The sequence below is a fragment of the Citrobacter sp. W9 genome, assembly GCF_026719375.1.
GTDB classification, from domain to species: Bacteria; Pseudomonadota; Gammaproteobacteria; order Enterobacterales; family Enterobacteriaceae; genus Citrobacter; species Citrobacter werkmanii.
The window spans coordinates 887,455-910,848 of record NZ_JAPPTE010000001.1 but is presented as its reverse complement, the minus strand read 5'-3'; the positions used below and the strand labels follow the sequence as shown (position 1 = coordinate 910,848).

Annotated in this window: 22 protein-coding genes and 1 tRNA gene; 6 read left to right on the top strand and 17 right to left on the bottom strand. The window is 51.4% G+C overall.

What is annotated here, in order from left to right; all coding sequences use genetic code 11:
* Positions 1 to 13 precede the first annotated feature (13 nt).
* Positions 14 to 751, bottom strand: a complete 738-nt coding sequence (locus OOJ59_RS04225; protein ID WP_038639608.1) for a phosphatase — start codon at positions 749 to 751, stop codon at positions 14 to 16.
* A gap of 86 nt (positions 752 to 837) precedes the next feature.
* Positions 838 to 1,776, bottom strand: a complete 939-nt coding sequence (gene ghrA, locus OOJ59_RS04220; RefSeq protein WP_160956516.1) for a glyoxylate/hydroxypyruvate reductase GhrA — start codon at positions 1,774 to 1,776, stop codon at positions 838 to 840.
* Positions 1,777 to 2,011: 235 nt separating this feature from the next.
* Here ghrA and OOJ59_RS04215 point away from each other — a divergent pair.
* From OOJ59_RS04215 to OOJ59_RS04200, 4 genes are all read left to right on the top strand, one after another.
* Positions 2,012 to 2,099 (top strand) — tRNA-Ser (locus OOJ59_RS04215).
* A gap of 617 nt (positions 2,100 to 2,716) precedes the next feature.
* Positions 2,717 to 2,911 (top strand): helix-turn-helix transcriptional regulator, encoded by a 195-nt coding sequence (locus OOJ59_RS04210; protein WP_160956513.1) that lies wholly within the window; start codon positions 2,717 to 2,719, stop codon positions 2,909 to 2,911.
* Positions 2,912 to 3,795: 884 nt separating this feature from the next.
* Entirely contained in the window at positions 3,796 to 4,317 is a 522-nt protein-coding gene (locus OOJ59_RS04205; RefSeq protein WP_226809220.1) for a hypothetical protein, read from the top strand.
* 236 nt (positions 4,318 to 4,553) lie between these two features.
* Positions 4,554 to 7,292, top strand: a complete 2,739-nt coding sequence (locus OOJ59_RS04200) for a winged helix-turn-helix domain-containing protein (protein ID WP_160956342.1) — start codon at positions 4,554 to 4,556, stop codon at positions 7,290 to 7,292.
* Here OOJ59_RS04200 and OOJ59_RS04195 read toward each other — a convergent pair.
* Entirely contained in the window at positions 7,269 to 8,456 is a 1,188-nt protein-coding gene (locus tag OOJ59_RS04195) for an MFS transporter (RefSeq protein WP_160956341.1), read from the bottom strand. The two genes, OOJ59_RS04200 and OOJ59_RS04195, sit on opposite strands and share 24 nt — an antisense overlap.
* A gap of 169 nt (positions 8,457 to 8,625) precedes the next feature.
* Here OOJ59_RS04195 and OOJ59_RS04190 point away from each other — a divergent pair, with 169 nt between their 5' ends.
* Positions 8,626 to 9,432 carry an SDR family NAD(P)-dependent oxidoreductase gene (locus OOJ59_RS04190; RefSeq protein ID WP_126956275.1) on the top strand — a complete coding sequence of 269 codons (807 nt, stop codon included), beginning with the start codon at positions 8,626 to 8,628 and terminating at the stop codon, positions 9,430 to 9,432.
* A 154-nt stretch (positions 9,433 to 9,586) separates the two neighbouring features.
* Here the strand turns inward: OOJ59_RS04190 and torA are convergent, their stop codons facing one another.
* From torA to ccmA, 11 genes are all read right to left on the bottom strand, one after another.
* Positions 9,587 to 12,106, bottom strand: coding sequence for a trimethylamine-N-oxide reductase TorA (torA, locus tag OOJ59_RS04185; RefSeq protein ID WP_129695001.1), 2,520 nt, complete (start codon positions 12,104 to 12,106; stop codon positions 9,587 to 9,589).
* A 9-nt stretch (positions 12,107 to 12,115) separates the two neighbouring features.
* Positions 12,116 to 13,279 carry a NapC/NirT family cytochrome c gene (locus OOJ59_RS04180; RefSeq protein WP_061381814.1) on the bottom strand — a complete coding sequence of 388 codons (1,164 nt, stop codon included), beginning with the start codon at positions 13,277 to 13,279 and terminating at the stop codon, positions 12,116 to 12,118.
* A 225-nt stretch (positions 13,280 to 13,504) separates the two neighbouring features.
* The gene (gene ccmI / locus OOJ59_RS04175) at positions 13,505 to 14,371 is read right to left on the bottom strand and encodes a c-type cytochrome biogenesis protein CcmI (protein ID WP_160956340.1); all 867 of its coding nucleotides are present in this window, start codon (positions 14,369 to 14,371) and stop codon (positions 13,505 to 13,507) included.
* Positions 14,368 to 14,835 carry a cytochrome c-type biogenesis protein gene (locus tag OOJ59_RS04170; RefSeq protein WP_077223854.1) on the bottom strand — a complete coding sequence of 156 codons (468 nt, stop codon included), beginning with the start codon at positions 14,833 to 14,835 and terminating at the stop codon, positions 14,368 to 14,370. The genes ccmI and OOJ59_RS04170 overlap by 4 nt, the downstream gene beginning before the upstream one ends.
* Positions 14,832 to 15,389, bottom strand: a complete 558-nt coding sequence (locus OOJ59_RS04165) for a DsbE family thiol:disulfide interchange protein (protein ID WP_085048541.1) — start codon at positions 15,387 to 15,389, stop codon at positions 14,832 to 14,834. Before OOJ59_RS04165 ends, OOJ59_RS04170 begins: the two co-directional genes overlap by 4 nt.
* Positions 15,386 to 17,341 (bottom strand): heme lyase CcmF/NrfE family subunit, encoded by a 1,956-nt coding sequence (locus OOJ59_RS04160; RefSeq protein ID WP_160956339.1) that lies wholly within the window; start codon positions 17,339 to 17,341, stop codon positions 15,386 to 15,388. Before OOJ59_RS04160 ends, OOJ59_RS04165 begins: the two co-directional genes overlap by 4 nt.
* Positions 17,338 to 17,814: a cytochrome c maturation protein CcmE gene (gene ccmE, locus OOJ59_RS04155; protein WP_042309391.1), complete on the bottom strand. Its 477-nt coding sequence runs from the start codon at positions 17,812 to 17,814 to the stop codon at positions 17,338 to 17,340. The genes OOJ59_RS04160 and ccmE overlap by 4 nt, the downstream gene beginning before the upstream one ends.
* A complete protein-coding gene (ccmD, locus tag OOJ59_RS04150; RefSeq protein ID WP_085048543.1) occupies positions 17,811 to 18,023 on the bottom strand; it encodes a heme exporter protein CcmD in 213 nt (70 codons plus the stop codon). The genes ccmE and ccmD overlap by 4 nt, the downstream gene beginning before the upstream one ends.
* The gene (locus OOJ59_RS04145; RefSeq protein ID WP_085048544.1) at positions 18,020 to 18,766 is read right to left on the bottom strand and encodes a heme ABC transporter permease; all 747 of its coding nucleotides are present in this window, start codon (positions 18,764 to 18,766) and stop codon (positions 18,020 to 18,022) included. Before OOJ59_RS04145 ends, ccmD begins: the two co-directional genes overlap by 4 nt.
* A 36-nt stretch (positions 18,767 to 18,802) precedes the next feature.
* Complete coding sequence (gene ccmB, locus OOJ59_RS04140) at positions 18,803 to 19,462, bottom strand: heme exporter protein CcmB (RefSeq protein ID WP_069323296.1); 660 nt, start codon at positions 19,460 to 19,462, stop codon at positions 18,803 to 18,805.
* Positions 19,459 to 20,082 carry a cytochrome c biogenesis heme-transporting ATPase CcmA gene (gene ccmA, locus OOJ59_RS04135; RefSeq protein ID WP_038639573.1) on the bottom strand — a complete coding sequence of 208 codons (624 nt, stop codon included), beginning with the start codon at positions 20,080 to 20,082 and terminating at the stop codon, positions 19,459 to 19,461. The genes ccmB and ccmA overlap by 4 nt, the downstream gene beginning before the upstream one ends.
* A gap of 374 nt (positions 20,083 to 20,456) precedes the next feature.
* On the opposite strand from ccmA, the gene OOJ59_RS04130 reads away from it, so the two are divergent.
* Positions 20,457 to 20,750 carry a YciI family protein gene (locus tag OOJ59_RS04130; RefSeq protein WP_137351273.1) on the top strand — a complete coding sequence of 98 codons (294 nt, stop codon included), beginning with the start codon at positions 20,457 to 20,459 and terminating at the stop codon, positions 20,748 to 20,750.
* 50 nt (positions 20,751 to 20,800) lie between these two features.
* Here the strand turns inward: OOJ59_RS04130 and phoH are convergent, their stop codons facing one another.
* The 3 genes from phoH to efeB form a co-directional block, all read right to left on the bottom strand.
* Positions 20,801 to 21,589, bottom strand: coding sequence for a phosphate starvation-inducible protein PhoH (gene phoH / locus OOJ59_RS04125; protein ID WP_006685183.1), 789 nt, complete (start codon positions 21,587 to 21,589; stop codon positions 20,801 to 20,803).
* Positions 21,568 to 21,864, bottom strand: coding sequence for a hypothetical protein (locus tag OOJ59_RS04120; protein ID WP_170973269.1), 297 nt, complete (start codon positions 21,862 to 21,864; stop codon positions 21,568 to 21,570). Before OOJ59_RS04120 ends, phoH begins: the two co-directional genes overlap by 22 nt.
* A gap of 246 nt (positions 21,865 to 22,110) precedes the next feature.
* Positions 22,111 to 23,394, bottom strand: a complete 1,284-nt coding sequence (gene efeB, locus OOJ59_RS04115; RefSeq protein ID WP_268063338.1) for an iron uptake transporter deferrochelatase/peroxidase subunit — start codon at positions 23,392 to 23,394, stop codon at positions 22,111 to 22,113.

Sequence of the window (23,394 nt, the reverse complement as noted above, 5' to 3'; positions counted from 1 at the left end):
CAGTTAGTAACAATTACAGTTCAGCAAATTCCGCGATCGGCTCCATGCCTCGCGATTCCAGAAACGTCAACAAGCGCTTTGGCGTAACGTTTAAAATTCGGTCTTCCGGGAAATTCACATCATCGAGTATTTTACGACATTCACCGAAATCTCCTAAGGTGAAAGCGGTATGTGAATCTGACCCTAACGCGACCCAGCCGCCGGCATCACGCACAGCCGCAGCAACAGCGCGGCAATTGTCCTCACTGCCCTTACGCGAATGCAAAAACGAAGAGTTGTTGATTTCCAACGCAACCTGGTATTTTGCCGCTGCCTGAGCAATCGCAGTGATATCGACGGGATATTTGGGGTTACCCGGGTGGCTGATGATATGGACGTTGCCACTGGCCATAGTGGCTATCATCGCCTGCGTATTCGTCTCTTTATCGTGTGGCGCAAAAACCGGCTCATGAAAGCCTGCGATAATCAGATCCAGGGAAGTGAACATCGGACCTGAACAGTCAATTTCGCCTTCAATATTTTTAATATTCGCTTCAATTCCGCGCAGGATCCCTATGCCGTCCACGACACGAGGCCAAATGCGCATATTAATAAAGTGCCAATGGTGAGGCGCATCCGCCATGTCCGGTCCATGATCGGTAATGGCAAACAGCTTGATGCCTTTGCGACGAGCTTCAGCGATGTAATCACTTAAGGTGCTGTAGGCGTGGGTGCTGGCGACGGTATGCATATGCAGGTCAACGGGATACATAACTCTCTCCTGTAGTCATTTTCCGTCAAGGATAGCAGGTATCGCCGCCATTTATTAGCGGAAACCCGGCACTTGCCGGGTTAGCATTAGTATCCCCGTACGCGATCGACCTGACCCGTAACGGCTTTGCCACTTTCCAGACTCAAAATCGTACGGGAGATATAATCCACCGCTTCCGGCGGACGGGTAACAGCGGCGATGTGCGGTGTCATCGCCACTCGCGGGTGTTTCCATAGCGGGCTGGTTTCCGGCAGCGGTTCACGGCTATAGACATCCAGCATGGCGCCTTTCACCTTGCCGCTGTCCAGCGATGCCAGAAGATCGTCTTCATTGAGATGAACGCCACGCGCCAGGTTCAGCACATAAGCGCCATCCTGTAACTGGCTAAGTAAACCAGCGTTAATGATGCCCACGGTTTCTGCCGTATTGGGTAGAAGATTGATAAGCACGCGAGTTTGACTCAAAAACGCACCCAGCTCTTCGGTACCGGCAAAGCTTTCCACGCCAGGCCAGGATTTACGCGTACGACTCCAGCAGCGCAGCGGGAACCCCCATGACAGCAAACTCTCGGCAACTTTCGCACCCAGGACCCCGGCCCCCATGATCCCGATGGTGAACTCATCGCGGGTATACTCTGGCAATGGTTGCCATTTCGCCTGAATTTTTAACGCCTGGTAATCATCAAAGCGACGAAACCAGTGCAACACCTGACTTACCGCATATTCCTGCATTTGCAGGCCCATACCCGTATCTTCCAGACGGAAAAGCGGGATCGAGGTGTCCAACATTTCCGGGTGAGCGTTTAGCTTACTGAGAATGGAATCGACGCCAGCACCCAGTGCAAATACGGCTTTTAATTTTCGTCCCGCGAGCATTTCAACCGGCGGATGCCAAACCAGCGCATAGTCAGCATGCGCATTATCACCCGCTTTCCACTCACGGACGTTCGCGCCTGGTATTGCTTTTGCCAGCGCATTAATCCACCAGGTTGTTTCGAATGTTGGGTGATAAAAAATTATATCCATTTTGTCTCCTGAGCATTGCTATGCGGAACTTTCTCGCACTTATTATCATCATTTTTCGAGGGATCATCAGAGTAGCAAATTTTAGGATGCTGGCAAAAAAAACAATTCCCGCTTATTTAAGCTCCAGATTGTTTGAAGTTTGTGTAAATGCACGTTTTTTTCAAAAAGTTGATTGACGCCGGGACGGTATTTCCCTAAATTAGCGCCCGTTCCGGTAGCACAGGAACAACAATATGGTGAGGTGTCCGAGTGGCTGAAGGAGCACGCCTGGAAAGTGTGTATACGGCAACGTATCGGGGGTTCGAATCCCCCCCTCACCGCCATATTTTAAGAAGAGCTCGTACGCAAGTACGGGCTTTTTTTTTGCATATTGCACGCCTGCGGGGGGATGAGAAGCCCCGACCGGGGTTCGACTACTGGCGTAGCCAGCTGGACAGACCGGGAGCATCGCGAACGGGCTGCCCCGAAGGGGCGAGCAAAGCGATTCAATCCCCTTCATCGCCATATTTGATACAAAATCAATTACTTACATCGTAAAATTGGTTTTGTCCTGCATAAGATGCTGCATAAAAAAGCTCGTGTGAACGGGCTTTTTTTGCATCTAAATTTCGCTATTTTTCGGTGTTTTTCTCAACTTAACTTTTTAAAATCACCTGCTGGCCGTTTCACCATTCAGCACAAATCCGTTCAGGCATGGTCAGGACCTACACTAAAAAAGTGTGCCATCTGGACCATCGATATCCAGTCTTCACATATCCTGCGCCATGATTATCAGCGAAGCAATGTGCCTATTCCGCTAGACACCACTGGTTTTAGCTTTCCTTCTCACTCATTCGATGTACTCAACGTCTTTTATTACTATCCACTGATAATGATTTTTCCATTCCTTCATGCACCACCATCATTCAACATCTATGGGTATCTATGATGGAGGCCTTTTATGTCAGACAAATTTATCCGGTTTGCTGAAGTTGAACATCGAACGGGATTTTGCCGCTCCTGGATTTACCACCTGATAGCGCAGGGAGAATTTCCCCGCCCTGTCAAAACGGGTAAACGCGCAGTTTCCTTCATTGAACGGGAAGTTGATACCTGGATTGAGAATAAAATTAACAATAAATCTTCGTACAAATAGAAGTGGCAATCGAGTAGGAGGCGGGATTGCTCCCGCCGTTCCATACGGGTCCGCATACGGCGGTCCCGTCAGCTTTAGGCTTACGCCTTCCTATTGAGTCAGCTTCTCGAATCGTGTCGTCCGACTTCTGTTTATAACACCTACCGCTAGCTCTTCGTTCAAAATGGAGTCTCTGTCTCCCTGACCGCTCCGTGCCAAAAGCGGAAGTTTCAATTGTACTTTCAAATGGCCAAATTCTGTAAATCACAACAGATTTCAAACAGGTGGATAATTTTTCTTCAATCATAAACTCACCTTCCTAATGTCGTTAGCTTCTGTTATAAAAAACTTAGCATCTAATAGAATAACGAATTATTAAAAAGGTCATCGATGAAAAAAACACGCTCTTCATTAAACCTTGGCATCACTCATTCTCTATTGTTCTATATGGCAGTGCTCGTCATCATGCCTCAGAGAGCGCCTCTATATCCCATTGTTATTTGGTTGGGTATGATTATTCTCAGTGGGCTAATTGTACACAATTATTGGAATAAAAAGTCATCCAATCAACTGGCCGTTCGCCTACGAAAGAATTATAAAAAAACGCAAGATGCGGCATTATTTTCGGCATTGCTATTCTTATTAACATGTATTTCCTTTAAAGTCATTAATTATATCAACAACATCATTCTAAGTGCGTTAGTTTTTATGACGGCATTGTGTATGATATACACTATATCATCTCACATACAATCGTTCGATAATAAAGAAAAAACATAGCCACAAAAGTAAAGATAGGAATTAAATACTCATAGCTAATCGTATCATTAATTTCATATTATCTTGCGCGCTCGCTAATCTCCAATATATTTGATATTCCTTTTGATACCACAATCAATAAACTCATGACGGCAGTCTCAGCATTGCTTTTTATTTTTATATTCTATTATACCATTTACTTTATTTGCATTGCTTATTTAATATTCATAGCCCCAAAAATAAAAAAAGTAAAAGCAACACCATATGATGACATTAGCTATTCAATGTCAGTTTTCGCTCCATTGTTTTTTATTGGTTATATTTCATATATTGCATTTAGTATACAGACGTTTTCCATCATTAAATTCGGTTTCGGATTTGCCATGGAGTATGACACGCGCGATACTTTCTTTTGCAATAATAAGTATATGTGGCTCAGCGAAAATTCTAAAGCTCGCTTTATGTTTATCGCTGAAGGAAATTATCGTGCATTAATACCTCACCGTGATGACTTTAGAATATCACGCTTGACCTGTACAAATAGTGAACCATTCTATTTACTAGTTACTGTACAAGATAAAAAAGATTTTATGTTAGAAGCTTTGGAAAAACAGGCAGAGATGCTTACTAGTGATCTAAAGACGGCGATATCACAGAATGTTCGATGACGATCTGAATCGCCAAATTCTCGGTAGCCAACTTCCGTTTCTCGCTCACAGCCAGGAGCGGACGTTACCACTTTGATGCTTTTCCATCCTATTACACGCACGATCAGTGTCCATAATTGAAAGTAATTCCCATGCTTTCAGACTGAATGAACAACCGCACTATGCCACACGATGCCCATGGTTTTATAATAGCGACAGTCTGACATAGGGTGTGTCGAACTTAAGAGCGTAATATCATGACATCCACCGATGAAATCCGCTTCGCTGAGTGGCAAATTTGGCCTCAACTGAGAATCCTGCTGCACCGTGGAAAACCGGTAAAAATATCCGGCAGGGCTTTTGATGTGCTGGTTGTTTTGGTGAGTGCAAAAGGCCAGGTAGTGAGTAAAGACTCTCTACTTGCTCAGGTATGGGGCAATGAAATCGTTGAAGAAAATAATCTCCAGGCGCAGATTTCAGCGATTCGTCGTGTGCTAGGTCACGATCGTCATTTACTGGTGACCGAATTTGGTTCTGGATATCGCTTTAATTGCACATCCAAACCACCGATGATGTCTTCAGAACCCACAAGATTGGCACCCGTTACTTTCCCTTTTCTTACATCTATTTTAGGCCGTGACCAGGCCGTGCTAGATATCTGCGCCTTAATACGTCAGCATCCACTAGTCACCATTACAGGTCCTGGTGGAGTGGGTAAGACTCGTCTCGCCTGGGAAGTCGTTAACCTTCTTCAGACGCAATATCCAGATGGCATTTGCGTGGCTGAATTGGCGCACATCACTGATGTCCCCAGCCTTTTCTCTGTTTTCTCGCAGGCACTGCATCTGCCACTGACTGCTGTTCATAACAGTCATGATTTATCTCATCAGCTTGCCCAACGTCGGTGTCTGTTGATGATTGATAATGGTGAGCATGTCATTAACGAATTAAAACCTATAATTGCCATGCTTCTGAATGCAGCGCCTCACATCGCAATGCTGCTAACCAGCCAGGTGGCGGTCGAGCTCGCGGGCGAGCAACAATATCGGCTCCCCCCCCTCAAGGTTCCTGAAAAAGCGGGGGCAGATGTTCAACTGTTACAGACATTTCCCAGCGTTCGCCTGTTTATTGAACGCGGCCGTGATCGGCATTTTGACTTCCACCCATCAGACAGTGAATTGTCCTTGATAGGTGAACTATGTCGCCATCTCGACGGATTACCCCTGGCAATTGAACTTGCAGCCTCCCGTTTACCTATTATGAGCGTTAGTGAGATTTATCATTGCCTGGAGGATCGTTTCCAACTCCTGAGTAATATGCAGAGCGCCCGGGTTTCCCGACATCAAAAAATAAAGACTACGCTGGAGTGGACTTACCAATTACTTAATCCACGAGAACAGAAATTATTCTGCTCTTTGGGGATCTTCACCGACATGTTCACAGTGAATGCTGTTACTGAATTCTTGCAGTCCCCTGAAGAAACTGGGTGGCAGATTGTAGACGATCTGCAACGATTGCTTTCCCTGTCGATGATTCAGGTCAGCACTCAGGTACCCGTAACCCGTTTTCGCTTACTGGAAACCCTGCGTCAGTTCGCTTGCGATAAACTCAGGCAGCAAGGAGAATACTCAAGACTTTCATCCCGGTTTGCTGACTATTGCCATCGTCAGGCAGAGCAGGCTCAGCTCGACTGGAACAGGCTGCCAACGGATCAGTGGCGAGAACGTTATTACCCCATCCTCAATGATTTACGCAGTGTTTTACAGCAGCCATTAACTGAGGGGGTAGACCCGGTTAAAGGGCTTGAGATCTTACAAGCTATGACGCCGTTCTGGATTGAATATTCACTTTATAATGAATGCCAGCGTCATATTTCCCCTTTGCTTAGTGAAGTACGTTCGCAAGTGGTTTTAACATTGCGTCAGAAAATGAATCTCAGCGCAGCAGCGGGAAAAGCGTCAACCTGGGCAAAAGGTCCTATCCCAGAGACGTGTTCCGCCTGGCAAACAGCACTAATGCTTGCAGATCAACTCGACGACAACGAGATCCGTTTACAGGCTCATTACGGGTTATGGTTGTACTATTTGAGAATCGGTAAACTGGATATATCGCTTCACCATGCGCAGTCTATGTGCACACTCGCGAGATCGATTGATGATACCGTCGCGATAGCTACGGGGTTGCGAATTGTAGGCGTATCTTACCATTTTTTAGGTCAGCATAGCCTCGGTAGCGATTATCTGCAGCAATCTCTGAACCGGTTTGCTCTTGATGATTCCGGTCGTTCTTTCCGTTTTGGGCTCGACCAAGAGACCGCTGGCGAAGCATTTTTATCCCGTGTGCTCTGGGTACAGGGAGAGTATAAGGCTGCTAAACGGATGGCATGGAGCGCAGTGAAAAAAGCCGCTCGTTTGCAACATATCTGCTCGCTTTGTTGTGCACTGGCCGAAGGTGCCTGCATGACAGCTGCGTTGGATCGCAATCCACGCTGGGTGATAAAGGCCTCTGACTGGCTTATTACGTTGGCTGAAAAGCATAATCTTTATTTCTGGAAAACCTACGGTGAGTTGTTTCTCCGATGGGCTGAGCAGCTCGCCCATCCCGAAGTCAGGCAAACCAAGCTGTTTAGCTCACTACAAGCAATGGGATTAGACTGGCAATATTCGCCTTTGTTGTCAGAAATGGACTCCGGTCTCTCACAAAAAAAACCGAACGAAAACTGGTGTACTCCAGAACTGATGCGTCTGTGCTCCATGCATTTACCAGCGCACTCTCAGCGTAAGCAACTGGAACAGGCACTTGAGAAAGCACACAAACAACAGGCTTATGGCTGGGAATTGCGCATTGCGTGCTCACTGGCAAGACTGCAGGCTGAAACTGGGGACAGCGTGACGGCAAAACAGTTATTAATGGATGCATTAAGCCATATCGATGGTTCTCAGCGTGCTACAGACGTCAAAAATGCGCTGGAGCTATGTACCCGTCTGGGGGGATGAATAGTTACGTCTGACAGCGATTAACATGCCTGGCACCACGAGTCCGCCACCAGCAGAAATAACCAACGTCCAGTTGTGTGTCGTCTCCCATAACCAGGTGGCGGTCAATGAGCCACACGCGCCACCAATAAACATCACGCACATAAAAAGGGTATTCAGACGGTTTCTGGCATCGGGACGCAAATTATAAATGGTATGTTGATTAGCAATCAGTACACATTGTTCACCTGCATCCAGCAGCAGAATACCAACCACCATACCTGTCATACTGTCCCAGCCCCACAAAACAATCCAGGCAAGTAACATTAGTATCACGCCCAGAATAACCATTCGGAAAGGCCCCTGGCGATCGCTGAAATTTCCCGCTAAAGGTGCGCACAGGATCCCTATTAACCCGAGTGCTGCCAGGGAACCAGTTACTCCTGCACCGTAGTGGTAGCGGTAGGCTAACCAAAAAGGGAGTACCGTCCATAGCACACTGAAGGAAGCAAATAACAGTGCCTGAGTCAGTGTGGCAATCCGCACCTGAGGCTCACTTCTCCATAATTCTCCTAACGTACGGAGCACTGCCAGGTAGTTAAACTTCTGGGACGGTAACGATTGTACGGGCAAAATCCGGGCTATGAAAAAAATTGCCAGCAATGTCATGGTCGCGCCGGATAAGAAGACTACTCGCCAGTCAAAATACTGGCCGATAAGTCCCCCAATAGCCCGACCAGTCAGAATCCCAGCCAGAACCCCACTCATTACAGTACCCACTGTTTTACCGCGCGACGTACTCCCCGAAAGAGAAGCAGCAAGCGGCACTATCTGTTGAGCGACCGTTGCGGCCATACCTGTCAGGAATGAGAAGAAAACCAGTACCGATGCCGTTGGAGATAGCATCATGCCGAGCAGTGCCACAAACAATACCTGCGCCTGACGTAGGATAAGGCGTTGGCGTTCAATATAATCGCCAAGCGGGATCAGCAAGAATAAGCCTGCTGCATACCCTAACTGGGTAGCCATGGGGATCAACGACACCGCTTTCCATTCTGAGGGGAAGGAGGCTGCAATCAGGTTAAGAACTGACTGATTAAAATAGATATTAGCGACAACAATACAGCAAATAATTGCCAGCATCAGGATCCTGCCTGAAGAAAGCTCATGGTTATCAGTACGCATGTTCACACCTCGTTCTAGACTCAATGTTGGCGACTATACGCAGTACCGATTCTCGATTCTTTGGCTGCTTTTTTCAGACGTCTGAATTCTGAGCCACAAGCTTCTGAAACAGCAAGTTGCTACTAATAATGTCCTTATTAATCACTTAGCATAATGTAAGGAGCTGAAAATGGATTTAAAACTGGCTGGAAAAGTGGCTTTGGTAACGGGCGCACGAACTGGAATTGGTTTCAGTATTTGCGAAGAGTTAGCCGCGAATGGTGTGCACCTGGTCATGGTTGCAAGGCAAAAAGCGGAGTTAATTCTGGCAGCGCAAAAAATTGAAGATAAATATGGCGTGAAGGCTCTGCCTTTTGCCGGTGATGTGACAGACAAGAGGCTACCAGAACAGGTCGTTAAGCAGGCTGAAGATATTTTTCAACACATTGATTTACTTGTAAATAATGCAGGAAGAGCACATACAGGTACTCTTCTAACAACCTCAGAGGAAGACTGGTTGTCAATGACGGAGACAAAACTCTCCGCCATGCGACGCTTTTGTAAGGCAGTTATTCCCGGCATGCAGGCCCGAAAATGGGGACGTATTGTAAATATTTCATCTATTGGAGGTATTTACCCAAACCCGCAACTAACTGTTTCGCACGCCCTGAGTGCTGCAATCAACAACTTGACCCGCAGCCTGGCATTGAGCGTCGCACCGGACGGCATTCTGGTTAATGCGGTCGGTGTAGGTGCTGTAGCAACGGATAACTGGGCGCAGAATATGCTGCCTAATGTTCGCAATCGCCGTCCGGAACTGGCCGACAAAACGGACGAGGAAGTTATGGCATTACTGGGAAAAGAGAAAACACCTGTGGGGCGTTTTGGATTGCCAGAAGATATTGCAGCAATAACCGCATTTTTACTTTCTGACCGTAATCAGTTTGTTACCGGTCAGACAATTGAAGCATCTGGTGGCGCAGATAGATTTATGTGATCCTTATCAGCGACGTCCGCTTCTTCGCATATTGCACGCCTGCTGGGGGATAAGAAGCCCCGACCGGGGTTCGACTGCTGGCGTAGTGAGAATTAAAAGAAACGGCCCCTCTCACCACTGGCAAGAGGGGCCGTTCGTTATAACCGGCTGTCGATTATGCGCCTACTGGCACATTATGCGCGGTGTTTTGCAGCACCGGTCCGGTATATTTCTCGATCTGCAACTGTGACATCTGCCCGCAGTTCCCCTGCGCCAGGCTGGAGGAACCGACGTCAAAGGTCAGGCAGTTGACGTTACCGTTCTTGCACAGCGAACCAGGCTGTGACGGATCGGCCGGGTCAAACCACGCCCCTTCGCTGATCCGCACCACCCCTTCACGGACGTTATCGGTAATCACTGCCCCAACCAGGATCTGCCCGCGATCGTTAAAGGCACGAACCAGATCGCCCGCACTAATGCCACGTGCGCTGGCATCCTTCGGATGGATCCAGATAGCCTCACGGTCGGCTACTGCATACTTCTTACGTAGCGGCGTGTTGTCGAGCTGAGAGTGTAGACGGTTAATCGGGTGACCGGTATTCAGCGACAGCGGGTATTTCGCTGCTTCCGGCCCGCGATACCACTCGTGAGGCGGCATCCAGGTCGGGATCGCTTTACAGTCCTCGTAACCCATTTTGGCAATGGCATCAGAATAGATTTCGATTTTGCCGGACGGGGTACCCAGTGGATTAAGCAGCGGGTTCTCGCGGAAATCAGCGAAGCGTACCCACTGTTTATTCTCTTCCGGAATCGGGAAGCGGATATAGTTGTTGGACGCCCAGAACATATCAAACGGCGGCAGCGCCACGCGTGCGTTACGCGCCTGGGCTTTCATGTCGTCATACATGCCTTTTAACCATAACATCTCATCTTTACCTTCGGTAAAGGCGTCGTGTACGCCGAGGATCTCGGCAATACCGGCAAAGACGTCAAAGTCATTTTTCGCTTCATGCTGCGGCGGCACACACTGGCGTAGCGGGAAGACGTAGAGCTGCGAGTAGTCGCCGCCCATGTCCAAATCGTTACGTTCATAGGTCGTGGTAACCGGCAGCACGATATCAGCATGTTTCGCTGTTGCCGTCCAGTAAGGTTCGTTGACGACCACGGTCTCCGGGTTCTGCCAGGCTTTGACCAGGTTATTGGTATCCTGATGTTGGTGGAAGGTATTCCCCCCCGCCACGTAGACCATTTTAATATCCGGGTAGGTCACTTTCGTGCCGTTATAATCAATGGTCTTGCCAGGGTTCGCCAGCGCATCGGCAATACGCGCTACCGGGAACGGTGTAATGTCTTTTGCCGCCGGAGAGGTTGGGCTACCCGCCGAGATCCCGGCGAGAATGCCGCCGCGCGCGGTCGGACTACCGCCTGAAGAGTAGTGATAGCTAAAGCCGAAGCCGCCGCCAGGCAGACCAATCTGCCCCAGCATCGACGCCAGGGTCACCATCATCCAGTGCGCCTGCTCGCCGTGATGTTGGCGCTGAATGCCCCAGCCGCCCATGATCATGGTGCGGTGTTTTGCCATATCGCGCGCCAGCTGTTTGATCACCTCGGCGTCAACACCGCTGATGTCCGCCGCCCAATTGGCGTCTTTCACAATACCGTCGTCCTGACCGGTCAGATACGCTTCAAACTTATCGAAGCCGACGGTATAGGTTTTCAGGAAGTCAGCGTTATGCAGTTTTTCCACCAACAGCGTATGGGCAATCCCCGCCATCAGCGCACAGTCGGTATAGCTGTGCGGGCCAATCCACTCGGCACCCAGCATGCGGGCGCTGTCGCTGTGCACCGGATCGATACAGATCATCCGGGTGCCTTTTTTCTTCAGCGCTTCAAAACCAGTCTGGCTGACGTGATCCGGCAGGTTCCAGCTGTTTTTAAGCGTGATCATAGGGTTACAGCCAATCATCACCACCAGCTCGGTGTTTTCAATGACGTTCGGCCATGCGGTCTGCTGCTCGTAAACCTCAACAGAGCCCACTACATGCGGCATAATTACCTGTGCGGCACCGGTCGAGTAGTCGCCGGAGTAGCCGACAAAACCGCCCGCCAGGTTCATCATGCGCTGCAGTAGCGTTCTTGGGTTGTGGAACATCCCCACGCTTTTCCAGCCATAAGAGCCCGCATAGATAGAGGACGGTCCGTGCTCTTTCTGCAGACGGCTGATTTCACCGGCCACCAGATGCAGCGCCTTATCCCAGCTCACGCGCACCCACTCATCGCGGCCACGCAGCTCAGGTTTACAGTCTTTCGCGCCGCCTTCCAGCCAGCTTTTACGCACCATCGGGTACTTAATGCGGTTTTCGGCATACACCTGATAGGGTGCCATGGTAATCAGTTCGTTCGGATACGGATCGTCTTTCACTGGGCGAACGTCAACCATTTTGCCATCGCGGACGATCGCTTCAAACGCGCCCCAGTGGGCACCGGTCAGAATGCCGCTTTCCGCCTGGCGCAGCGCCACAAACTGCGGCAGCGCCTGGCTTATCGCTTCGGCCAGCGCCGAGCGTGGCCACATTCCCGCCAGCAGAGGTGCCGCCATTAAAGCTCCGGCACCTGCCAGAAAACGGCGACGAGTCAGATTCATACCTGCTTCCTGGCTCTGCTCCGCCATGTCATGGTCATTATTCTTTTTCATCATGGCTCCTTATTTTTTGTCCTGATCGGCTGCTGCGGGCATGTCGCTCGCGTGTTTTTGTACGTACTGGGTCAGAAGACGAACCTGTTCCTGCGTCAGCGACGTACGACCGGACATGCCTTTAACCACCCCAATCCACTGGTTGGCATTAAAGCGATTCAACTCGGTAAGACCGTGGCAACCGGTACAGTTGTTAGCCATGAGATCGGAAGCGTAGCTCCAGATTTTTTGTTGATCGCCAATCAGACTTTTCGCCGGCAGCCAGACCTGCAGATCGACTTCATGCCAGACCTGTTTCGTCTCTTCATCGGTTACCGTGCTGTTCACTTTCAACGCTTTACGCGCTTCCTCACCCAGCAGGGCGCTCATGATGCGTTTACCACGCGCGGCGTAGAACGCCTCGGTGACGCCATCCTGCTGCCAACCTTTGACGTCAGCCAGTACCATATCACCGTCACGTTTCACTACCTGCACTTCGGTGGAAGCCATCAGGTTACCGTCGTTATGATCGGCGGTTTTCTCACTGAGCCAGAACGGTTGGGTTTGAATGGTGTACAACGTGGTCGCCGTTGCCGGCGTTTTCGCTGCCGCATTCGCCAGTTCGCTCGCCCCTGCTGCCGCCAGGCCACTCATGTTCGGTAGAATGTGTGCGACGCCTTTATGACAATCGATACAGGTTTGGCCCTCTTTGATCGCCACCGGGTGCTGCTTACGGGCTTCAGGCGTTTGCGCCAGTATATCCATCGCTTTGTAGTCGTGGCAGGAACGACAGGTTGCCGAGTCGTTCTTCTTCAACCCATCCCAGACGCTCTGGGCCATCGCGAGCTTATGCGCCTCGTATTTTTCTGGGGTATCGATTTTGCCGGTCATTTCACCCCAGACATCTTTCAGGGCGCCAATTTTGGTCAGCATATAATCGATCGGTTGGTGGGGAACGTGGCAATCGGCACACTCGGCGCGAATACCTTTATTGTTCTGGAAATGCACACTGCCCTGATATTCCGCCAGAGGTTGTTGCATGGTATGACACGACACGCAGAATTCAGTGTCGCTGGTTTTATGCATGATAGTTGCCGTACCCGCCAGCAGCACGACACCAATAATGATCCCAACCAGCAGGGCGATAAATATAATTTTTCGCCTACCTGAACGTTCCAGTGAAAGTTTTCTCATCTTATTATTTAACCCTTTTCCTAAAATAAAGACGCAATAGTCCTTGCCACATGACAATCGCTATATAAAAATATTTATAGCGATTGCCGTCATCTTCTACTCCAACAATGCTTATGGAAGTTTGATTCTGCGGGCTAATCATCAGAGGTTGATTAGCCGATAATTTCAGCGTGGTATCACATTGCAAATCGAACAAACCTTCGCGCAAATGTTGATATATTTTGATTATTTCAGTGTAGCGATTTGTTCTTTTTTCGCGCGGTCGATACTACGAATAATGATCTCTCGTTGGCTATCGTCCGGCGGTAACAGTTTCAGCATCAGTTGCCATGCTGCTATCGCTTTATCATATTGTTGATGCTCAAAGGCGTTAAACGCCACAAGGCTGAGTACCCTTACATCGTTATGGTTATTTTTAAGCAACGTATCAAGCAACTGCTGGGCTTCACGGCTATCATTCGGATCCGTAGAGTGCAGCAATGCTTCGGTATAGCCCAGTTGCGCATCCGCATTTCCCGGCGCCAACTGTCGCGCTTTATCAAATGCCTGTAACGCAGCCCCGGGGTTATTCAGCACCAGTTGTAGCCTACCGAGCATCGTCCAGCTTAGCTGGTCTGCCGGATATTGCTGCAGACGAGTACGTAGCCCCAGCGCCAGGCGAAACAGCTCTTCTTCCGACAGCGGTTTCCCCTGGGGATCCATCACGCGCTGCATCAGTTGCGGCGTCTGCTGCACGACCTGCTGCCACTCAATTACACGGGGGACGTAACTCGTTCGGACGAATACCCCTACGCATAAAGAGGTTAGTATAATAACCCCGAGAATATACACCCAATAGCTACTATTTTTGTTATCCGTTTTTGGCGACTCAGGCAAATCTTCCAATAAATTCAAGCGTAAATCGTCAACCAACTGCTGTTGCTGAGCCGCATTTACCGGAGAAATGTCTTCATCAAGCTCCTGAAGACGCGCACGAAAAATCATATGATTCATCGTTTTACGATCAACGCGCTGTCTGCCTGACCAAGGAATAAACAGCAGTGCCGCCGTCCCCAGCAGTAAAATCATCATGATAAGAAAAGCGACGATCATTTCAGGGTCCTTTTGTTTTCATCGAGAAGCGCTTGCAAACGCGCCTGCTCATGCGGACTAAGTTCCGTTTCCCGCGCTGCCCGCGGGCGACGGCTTAAACGGAAAATGACCAGCGCGCCGCCCAGTACAAAACAGGCGGGCAGCAGCCAGAGGATCAGCGTCGCCAACGTTACCGGCGGCTCATAGGTGACGAAGTTACCGTAGCGCGCCACCATATAATCGGTAATTTGCTGATTGCTTTGCCCCTCCTCCATCAGTTGCCAGACTTTTTTACGCATATCGGCGGCAATCATCGAATTGGAGTCGGCAATACTGTTGTTTTGGCATTTCGGGCAGCGCAGTTGCGCGGTCAGTTGGCGGAACTGTTGCTCCTGAGCCTCATTTTTAAACGGATAAGTGTCAATCGCCGCCAGCGCCTGAAACGATAGCAGCGCCGTCAGCAACGTCATTAGCAAAAATCTCACGCGCTGCCCTCCCGACTGTATTTATTCCACAACGGCAGGATTTCCTGCTGCCATACCTGTTCGTTCAGATCGCCTGCATGGCGGTAGCGAATAATGCCTTTGCCGTCGATAAGAAAGGTTTCCGGCGCACCGTAGACACCGAGATCCAATCCCAGCATACCGTCACCATCAAACACCCCCTGCGCGTACGGATTACCCAGCTCCTGCAGCCAGTCCAGCGCCTTCTGGCGATCGTCTTTATAGTTAATGCCCACAATGCGAATACCCTGCGCCGCGAGGGAACGCAGGTATTGGTGCTCCGCGCGGCAAGTTGGACACCAGGTCGCCCAGACGTTAAGCAGCACCGGCTTACCGTTGATAATACTGGACGCGTCCAGCATCACGTCAGGCTTCTCCAGCGACGTCAGATGAAACGCGGGGAGCGGTTTGCCAACCAGCGCCGACTCCAGCGCCGTCGGGTCATCGCCGTCGCTATTGCGCAGCAGTTGCCACATCAGCGCCGCCACCAGAACCAGAAAGATAACCAGCGGCAGATAAAGGACTTTGCGGTTCATTGTGCGTTCTCCGGCAGCGATTTACGTAAGCGGTAGCGCGGGTCCAGAATGCACAATACGCCACCAAGCGCCATTAACATTCCGCCAAACCAGATCCAGCGAACAAACGGTTTGTAATACAGGCGCACCGCCCAACTGCCGTCATCCAGTTCTTCACCCAGCGCGGCATACAGATCACGCACCAACCCGCCGTCGATGGCGGCCTCGGTCATCTCCATCCGGCTGCTGCTGTAGACGCGTTTTTCTGCCCGCAGCGTGCTGATATGCCGCCCGTCCTGCGAGACGTCAATCACCGCTTCACCACCAAAATAGTTCGGACCTGTAATGTCCTGAACGTCGCGGAAGACAAAGTGATATTGATGAATATCGACGCTATCGCCCGGCTTCATACGCACATCGCGCTCAATGCTATAGTTCTGGCTAAAGGCGATGCCAATCACCGTAACCACCAGCCCGACATGCCCAGCCACCATCCCCCAGTGGCTGCGCCCCAGGCGAGTTAGCCCGCGCCAGAAGGTATGGCGATCGGTAGCGCGTTCCACTACCTCCATCACTGTCAGAACCAACGCCCACAGCGACATCAGCAGACCAAGCACGGTCATCGCCTTAATACGGTCCTGTATCAGCCACGGCAGCACCACGGCCAGCACAATCGACACCAGCGCCGCAACCAGCAGCCGCTTACGCAGCTTATGCAATTCATCGCGCCGCCAGCGCACCAGCGGCCCAATCCCCAACAGTAGCGAGAAGGGAATCATCAGCACGATAAACAGCGAATTAAAGAATGGTTCACCAATTGAGATACTACCCAGCCCCAATAATTTATGAATCAGCGGCAGTAGTGTGCCCAACAGCACCACCAACATCGCGGCGATCAGCAGGACGTTATTCCCCAGCAGCAGCGACTCGCGCGACCACAGCTCATGACGTACCCGAGAGCGCACCTTCCCGCCTTTAATGGCAAACAACAGCAGCGAGCCGCCGATGGTGATCACCAGCAGCGCCAAAATAAACAGGCCGCGCGTCGGATCAGAGGCGAATGAGTGTACAGAGATGAGCACCCCGGAACGCACCAGGAAGGTGCCGAGCAGGCAGAGCGAGAAGGCGAGGATTGCCAGCAGCACGGTCCAGGATTTGAAGCTACCCCGCTTCTCCGTTACTGACAGTGAGTGAATCAGCGCCGTGCCAGCCAGCCACGGCATCAGCGAGGCGTTTTCGACCGGATCCCAGAACCACCAACCGCCCCAGCCCAGCTCGTAGTATGCCCAGGCAGAACCCAACACAATGCCCACCGTCAGGAAGCTCCACGCCGCCAGCGTCCACGGACGCGACCAGCGCGCCCAGGCGCTGTCCAGACGCCCGGTCATTAACGAGGCGATGGCAAAAGCAAAGGCGACGGAAAAACCCACGTACCCCATGTACAGCATCGGTGGATGAAAAATCAGTCCAATATCCTGCAGCATCGGATTCAGATCGCGGCCCTCAATCGGGAAGTCCGGCAGCGTGCGAACAAACGGGTTCGAGGTCAGCAGGATGAACACCAGGAAGCAGAAGGAGATCATCCCCATCACCGCCAGCACGCGGGAAGATGCTTCCAGGGGAATGTTGCGGCTAAGCGCCGCCACTGCAAAGGTCCAGCCGCTCATCAGTAGCACCCACAGCAGCAGCGACCCTTCGTGCGCCCCCCAGGTAGCCGCCACGCGATACCATACCGGCAGCAGCGTATTCGAGTTGCTGGCGACATACTGAACGGTGAAATCATTCACCACAAAAGCATAAACCAGTATCAGGAATGACCCGAGGATCGCCGCAAACATGGCGAACGACAGCGGTTTCGCCAGCGCCATCATCCGCGTATCCTGGCGCATCGCGCCCCAGGTCGGATACAGCCCGAGCAGGCAGGAAATACCCAGCGCCAGGCACAGCAGAAAATGCCCAATTTCAGGGATCATTGCGCGGCTCCTTGTTGATTCCCGGCAGGGTGATGATTTTCATCCATCGCCTCTTTAATCTCCGGAGGGGTATAGTTTTCATCGTGTTTCGCCAGCACCTCTTTGGCGCGAATATGGGTACCGTCTTGCAGTGTTCCTTGTGCCACCACTCCCTGCCCTTCTCTGAACAGCGCTGGCAGGATCCCCGTATAGCTCACCTCTACCACGCCGCGCGCATCGTAGAGCTTAAAGGTCACATCCAGCGTTTTATCGTCACGCTTCACGCTGCCGGGCATCACCATGCCGCCAATGCGCAGGCGCTGTCCCGGTTCCGGCTTCTGGCCATTTTCCCGCTTGCCGTAAATGATTTCCCCCGGCGTATAGAAGAGATCGATATTTGCGCTGAGCGCATACATCACCAGTCCGACCGTCAGCGCCAGTCCTCCCAACACGCTACAGGCAAGCCAGAGTCGTACCTTACGACGCGGATTCACAACGCCTCTCCTTTTTTACGCGCCGCCTGCATCCGGCGCTCGCGCGCCATTTGACGCTGTACGTCAGCCAGCAGCGCCCTGCGCTGCCAGCAGGCATGCCAGACCACAACCAGCAGCGAGAGCGCCGTCACGGCAACCGCCAGCCAGACATAAAAGGCGTAGCCGCCCATCTGCCAGAAATCACTCCAGGAGTGGAAAGCGCTGGTCATGAATTAACCTCGCTCTTGCGCCCGGAAACCAGCTGCGCCACCCATGGGCGACGACGTTCCTGCAGCAGAATCAAATTACGCATACGCATTAATGTCAGAGTAATAAAAAGGAATAAGAAGCCGAAAATCGTTAAACGCAACGGCATACGCATAGATGGATCGATGGTTTTCTGCATATTGGTCGACCCCTGATGCAGGGTGTTCCACCATTCAACGGAAAAATGAATAATCGGCAAATTGACTACCCCGACCAGAACGAGGATCCCGGCGGCGCGCCCGGCCAGGCGGCGGTCGTCAAAGGCGTGATACAAGCCAATCACGCCGACATATAAGAACAGCAGCACCAGCTCGGAGGTCAGACGCGCATCCCACACCCACCAGGTTCCCCACATTGGTTTGCCCCAGGCCGAACCGGTGACCAGCGCGATGAAAGTATAGACAGCGCCGGGAAGCGCCATCGCAATCACCGCGTTGTCCGCCATTTTCATTTGCCAAATCAGGCCCACAAAGGCGGTCACCGCCATCGAGCCATAAATCCCCATCGACCAGATAGCCGCGGGCACATGCAGATACATGATGCGATAGCTTTCGCCCTGCTGATAATCCGCTGGGGCGTAGACAAAGCCCCAGATGCAGCCCACCACCAGAAACAGCGCGCTCAGGAGAGCCATTGCCGGAATAAATCGCCCGCAGACCTTATACAACCGCTCTGGAATGGCGAGTTGGTGTAACGCTTTCCACATTTTTTCTTTGCCTCATATTCCCGGAGATGACGGAAGTTATTGCACGCTGATTCGTAACGCTGCCGCAGTGGCGAACGGACTTAAGGTGGCGCTTCCTGCCAGGAAGGCCCCGAGAATCGCCAGATAGCCGTCAACCGGCAGCAGCATCTGCGCCGCGCCCACAGCGGCGGTTGCAAAAATTAATAAAGGGATCATCAGCGGCAGCACCAGCAGGCTGAGCAATACGCCGCCGCGCCGCAATCCGACGGTCAGTCCGACGCCAATCGCGCCAATAAAACTGAGCGTGGGCGTACCCAACAATAGCGTAAGCGCCAGCACTTGCCACTCCGCAACGGAGAGGCCGAACAGCGTGGCGATAAGCGGCGAAATGATTAACAGCGGTAGCCCGGAAACCACCCAGTGCGCGGCGACTTTCGCCAGCACCACCAGCGAAAGCGGGACTGGCATTAGCATCATCTGCTGCAACGAACCGTCCAGCCAGTCATCACGAAACAGCCGATCCATTGCTAGCAGCGAGGAGAGTAGCGCTGCTACCCAGACGATGCCGGGGGCAATTTGCCGCAGCAACTGCGGCTCCGGGCCAATACTGAGTGGAAACAGCGTGACGATAATCAGGAAAAACCACAGCGGGTTGATAATTTCGGCACAGTTACGAAAGGCAAGACGCAAGTCGCGCCAGAAAATCTGCGTGATCATGCCACAGCCGCCTCATACTCATTGAGCGTAATCGTGCGCAACGGGACGCAGAGAGGCCGTAAAGGTTGATGGGTTGTCAGAATAACTGCGCCGCCATGGACGACATGCTGCTCCAGTCGTGTGGTCAGTTTTTGCACGCCAGCCACGTCCAGCGCAGTAAAAGGTTCATCTAAAATCCAGAACATTGCGCGGCTGAGCCACAGCCTGGCCAGCGCTACGCGCCGCTGCTGCCCGGCAGAAAGCTGAGCCACAGCCACATCTTCAAAACCGACCAGTCCGACCTGCTCCAGCGCTTGCCAGCGCGTCTCAAGCGACGCCTGCGGGTGATAAAAACGCAAATTTTCCTCCGCCGTCAGCCCCCCTTTTACGCCAACCTGATGGCCAAGCCACAACAGTTGACGATGCCAGTCGTCACGCATCCGATGCAGCGGTTTTCCCTGCCACAAAATCTGCCCTTCGCTCGGCGTTGATAATCCGGTTAGTAGCTGTAATAAAGAGGTTTTTCCTGCCCCATTAGGCCCCGATATTTGGACAACTTCGCCGGGCTGAATAGAACATGATAGGCGGCAAAAGAGCAGACGTTCATCCCGCAGGCACGCAATATTTTTTAATTCAAGCATTAGAAGGCGGATCCAGTTCGGGAGCGCAGCGTATTCAAGGATCTACAGTATAGCGAAAGTATGCGTTTCAGTTTGCCAAATATGTTAAAAAATATAAAACGCTCATGATCTGGAACATTATCGTAATATTTATCTCATCACGAATGTTTCATGATTATTAATAATAACTCGCCAATTAAGCGATAGCCGCCATTTTTTCGCCAGCCATCAACCATACCAACCCATCCGCACCCTACAAGTGTACAATTAACAGACATAAATGCTGCATATGCATTTTTAATATTAAAACTTAGGAAGGACAGTGCTGATATTAATCTTTTCTCTCCCTGGTTATATGCTACGTTAATACACTTTCAAAAAGCAGGGACAATAAAATGTGTGTTATTTATGTTGTTGTTTTAACCTATATAAAACCGTTGAAAGACGTCGATAGCCTACTTCCTGCCCACGTGGATTGGCTGCAAAAAGGCTATGCGGAAGGTTTATTCCTGGCATCAGGCCGCAAAATTCCACGTTCCGGTGGTGTGATATTGGCAAAATGTGATGACGCTGAGAAATTAGAACACTATCTGAGTCAGGATCCCTTCCAGCAGGCTGGCGTCGCGAAAGTTGAGTTGATCCCATTTGAAGCGACCATGACGGCTGCCGCCTTAAAAGATATTCTGTAATACCGCAAAAACAAAGCCCGGTTTCCCGGGCCTTGAAGACGGCGTACTCATCAGTTGTAAGCGTTGAGCGTTCGCTGACAGAGCGCCGAGCGAACGCAATCATCTTTATTGAAACGAACGATCCCAACCATTTCATCTTCTTCGAAACGGGCCAGCGCATCGCTTAGCCCTGAGCGAACGTGGGCGGGTAGATCGCACTGGGTTACATCCCCATTCACAATCACCGTCACATTTTCCCCGAGGCGAGTCAAAAACATCTTCATTTGCGCAGCAGTAACATTCTGAGCCTCGTCAAGAATGACCACGGCATTTTCAAATGTTCGTCCACGCATATAGGCGAACGGCGCGATTTCCACCTTACCAATCTCAGGTCGCAGGCAATATTGCATGAAGGAGGCTCCCAGACGTTTCACCAGCACGTCATACACCGGGCGGAAATAGGGAGCGAACTTCTCGGAAACATCTCCAGGTAAGAAGCCGAGATCTTCATCAGCTTGCAGAACCGGACGGGTTACAATAATCCTGTCCACATCTTTGTGGATCAGCGCCTCTGCTGCTTTTGCCGCGCTGATCCAGGTTTTACCACACCCGGCTTCACCGGTGGCGAAGATCAGCTGTTTACTCTCGATAGCATTCAGGTAGTGCGCCTGAGCCTCATTTCGCGCCGTGATTGGCGTGGCATCGCGACTATCACGCGCCATTCCGATCGCTTCTACGCCGCCCATCTGCACAAGCGAGGTGACCGATTCATCTTCACGTTGCTTATGGCTACGCGAGTCCCGCCTCAGCACCCGTTTTGCTTCGCGACGAGCTTTGATCACTGCTTTTTGTCTTCCCATGGATAGCACCTTGAGTTGTAGGTATACATCACACGCGCCGTTAGCGGCACGATTATGCGCACGAACATCTGAGGGTTGGCTTCCTTGTAAGCCATTGCTTGCTTTTGGATAAGACGCCACCCACGGCTACGCGCACCGTACAGGGCGTCAGTTACAAGGATAAAAAGTGAAAGGGGGAGAGATTTAGCGGTGACGAAGTGGCTACCGGAAGAGAAACGTCCGCGTAAGGTACTGCTGTTACTGTGAAAAACATGTCCAGTACAGGACTTTTCCATTCGCGATCTCCATAGTGAACAACTATCACCGCCGGGAACTACCGCTGTTACTTATAAGTACATCATAATCTTTCGCTAATGCAACAATATTTTTACTTGCCATTAACTTGATTTTGACTTGTCGCTACAGACAGTCTCTTGCAGAAAGATGACAAAATTATTTCATTCACAGACCGATCATAAAAAATAATTCGTTCATTCATGAAGATGTCAGTAAAAGCCCCGCCGCGCTGCGGGGCATAGATATCAAGCTTCGAGCAGACTCTGTCCGAGATAATGATCTGCGGTTTTGACACCCGGCAACGCAAAGAAGTAACCGCCACCAATTGGTTTGACATACTCCTCAAGCGCTTCACCGTTCAGGCGTTTCTGCACCGTCAGAAAACCTTTTTCCAGATCGTGCTGATAGCAGACGAACAACAGTCCCATATCAAGTTGACCGGAATTGGTCACGCCGAGCGAATAACTATAACCGCGACGCATCATCAGGCTGGACTCGGTCTCCTTCGTACGCGGGTTTGCCAGACGGATATGGCTGTCGAGCGCAATCACCTCACCTTCTGGATCGCTGGCATAGTCAGGCACATCGTGCTCATGCTGCATACCCAGCGGCGCACCGGTGTGTTTATCGCGACCAAAAATCGTTTGCTGTTCTTTCAGCGGCGTGCGATCCCAAAACTCCACGCGGAACTGAATGAGCCGCACGGCCTGATAGCTGCCGCCTTGCGCCCACGCAGGTTCGCCCTGCCCGTCCGTAACCCACACCACGTTTTGCATCAGCTTCGCATCTGTAGCGTCCGGGTTCGCGGTACCGTCCTTAAAGCCAAGTAAGTTGACCGGAGTCTCTTTCCCTTTACTGCGCGCGGCGTGATCGGAAATAAATCCTTCACGTTTCCAGCGAACGCTGAGCAGATCGGGCGTATGTTTGATGATATCGCGCAGCGCGTGGATGACGGTGTCCTGCGTGTTGGCGCAAATCTGCAACAGCAGATCGCCATGGCACAGCGCTGCATCCAGAGAATCATTCGGGAAGCGCGTCATTTTTTGCAGCTTTTTCGGCATCTGCGGTGTCAGACCATAGCGCTCGTCAAACAGCGAGGATCCGACCGACAACGTGATCGTCAAATTGTCTGGTGCGATGTATGCGCCAAGGATACCGGAATCCATCGGCGGTAACCGCGGATTCGGCGTATCCGGCGCAGGCCCACCGGTAGTCAGAAACGCAAAACGACGGGTTAGCAACCGGAACAGACGTTCAAGATCGGCCTTATCGCTGGCGAGAACATCGAACGCCACCAGCATCATGGATGCCTGCTGCGGCGTCAGGATCCCCGCCTGATGTTGGCCATAAAACGGCTGCACTTCACTGCGCGCATCAGGAGACAACGTTCCCGGCGCGCTTTGCAGTTTTTGCGCATGGGCAACCGGGCATCCGCCGGCCAACGCCAGCGCGCCACCCAAAGCGCCCATCCCTTTCAACAAACGTCGGCGTGACGGTTCGCTCACGCCGTTTTCATTATCTTGCTGCAT

Coding starts and splice junctions, on each gene's coding strand:
- OOJ59_RS04225 (WP_038639608.1), bottom strand. CDS start 751: ATGTATCCCGTTGACCTGCATATGCATACCGTCGCCAGCACCCACGCC.
- ghrA (WP_160956516.1), bottom strand. CDS start 1,776: ATGGATATAATTTTTTATCACCCAACATTCGAAACAACCTGGTGGATT.
- OOJ59_RS04210 (WP_160956513.1), top strand. CDS start 2,717: ATGTCAGACAAATTTATCCGGTTTGCTGAAGTTGAACATCGAACGGGA.
- OOJ59_RS04205 (WP_226809220.1), top strand. CDS start 3,796: ATGACGGCAGTCTCAGCATTGCTTTTTATTTTTATATTCTATTATACC.
- OOJ59_RS04200 (WP_160956342.1), top strand. CDS start 4,554: ATGACATCCACCGATGAAATCCGCTTCGCTGAGTGGCAAATTTGGCCT.
- OOJ59_RS04195 (WP_160956341.1), bottom strand. CDS start 8,456: ATGCGTACTGATAACCATGAGCTTTCTTCAGGCAGGATCCTGATGCTG.
- OOJ59_RS04190 (WP_126956275.1), top strand. CDS start 8,626: ATGGATTTAAAACTGGCTGGAAAAGTGGCTTTGGTAACGGGCGCACGA.
- torA (WP_129695001.1), bottom strand. CDS start 12,106: ATGAAAAAGAATAATGACCATGACATGGCGGAGCAGAGCCAGGAAGCA.
- OOJ59_RS04180 (WP_061381814.1), bottom strand. CDS start 13,279: ATGAGAAAACTTTCACTGGAACGTTCAGGTAGGCGAAAAATTATATTT.
- ccmI (WP_160956340.1), bottom strand. CDS start 14,371: ATGATCGTCGCTTTTCTTATCATGATGATTTTACTGCTGGGGACGGCG.
- OOJ59_RS04165 (WP_085048541.1), bottom strand. CDS start 15,389: ATGAACCGCAAAGTCCTTTATCTGCCGCTGGTTATCTTTCTGGTTCTG.
- OOJ59_RS04160 (WP_160956339.1), bottom strand. CDS start 17,341: ATGATCCCTGAAATTGGGCATTTTCTGCTGTGCCTGGCGCTGGGTATT.
- ccmD (WP_085048543.1), bottom strand. CDS start 18,023: ATGACCAGCGCTTTCCACTCCTGGAGTGATTTCTGGCAGATGGGCGGC.
- OOJ59_RS04145 (WP_085048544.1), bottom strand. CDS start 18,766: ATGTGGAAAGCGTTACACCAACTCGCCATTCCAGAGCGGTTGTATAAG.
- ccmB (WP_069323296.1), bottom strand. CDS start 19,462: ATGATCACGCAGATTTTCTGGCGCGACTTGCGTCTTGCCTTTCGTAAC.
- ccmA (WP_038639573.1), bottom strand. CDS start 20,082: ATGCTTGAATTAAAAAATATTGCGTGCCTGCGGGATGAACGTCTGCTC.
- OOJ59_RS04130 (WP_137351273.1), top strand. CDS start 20,457: ATGTGTGTTATTTATGTTGTTGTTTTAACCTATATAAAACCGTTGAAA.
- phoH (WP_006685183.1), bottom strand. CDS start 21,589: ATGGGAAGACAAAAAGCAGTGATCAAAGCTCGTCGCGAAGCAAAACGG.
- OOJ59_RS04120 (WP_170973269.1), bottom strand. CDS start 21,864: ATGGAAAAGTCCTGTACTGGACATGTTTTTCACAGTAACAGCAGTACC.
- efeB (WP_268063338.1), bottom strand. CDS start 23,394: ATGCAGCAAGATAATGAAAACGGCGTGAGCGAACCGTCACGCCGACGT.